Below are 640 nucleotides of genomic sequence, written 5' to 3'. Positions count from 1 at the left end.
GGACCAGGCAGGCGGGCGGGCCTGGCAGGCGGCGCGGGCGGGGGCTGTCAGCGGCCTTGGAAGTCGGGGGTGCGGCCTTCGAGGAAGGCGGTGATGCCCTCCTTGGCGTCCTCCGTCGCGGCCAGCTCCACCAGCGCGCCGAGCAGGTACGCGACCTGGTCCTCCAGCGGGCGGCCCTCGATGGCGAAGAAGGCGTCCCGGCCGCGGCGCAGGCCGAGCGGGCTCTTGGCGGCGATGGTCCGGGCCAGCTCGCGAACGCGGCCGTCCAGGTCGGCGCGCGGGACGACCTCGGTGACCAGGCCGATGTCGCGGCCCTCGGCGGCCGTGACGCGCCCGCCGGTGTAGTAGAGCTTGAAGGCGTGCTTCGGCGCCACGTTCCGGTTGATGACCGCCATGATCATCATGGGCCAGAGCCCCACATCGACCTCGGGGGTCGCCAGCTTGACGTCGTCCGCGGCGATCACCAGGTCGCAGGAGGCGGCGAGGCCGAGGCCGCCGGCGACGGCGTGCCCGGCCAGCCGCGCGATGATCGGCTTGCCGAGCTTGGGGAACGCGGTGAACAGCCGGTACGGCGCGCTCTCCCGGATCGCCTCGGCGGCGGCCACCGGGCGCCCGTCGTCCTGCGCCCGCCCCAGCCCGC

The 640-nt window shown here is 75.3% G+C and carries 1 protein-coding gene; it reads right to left on the bottom strand.

Going from position 1 to position 640, the window contains the following annotated elements:
• Positions 1 to 47 precede the first annotated feature (47 nt).
• A partial coding sequence (locus E1298_RS47425; RefSeq protein WP_131903926.1) for an enoyl-CoA hydratase/isomerase family protein occupies positions 48 to 640 on the bottom strand: 593 nt, incomplete at its 5' end.

This window comes from Actinomadura rubrisoli (genome assembly GCF_004349215.1).
Lineage (GTDB): Bacteria > Actinomycetota > Actinomycetes > Streptosporangiales > Streptosporangiaceae > Spirillospora > Spirillospora rubrisoli.
Note: the sequence above shows the minus strand (reverse complement) of the source record. Positions and strands in the feature narration are given on the sequence as shown.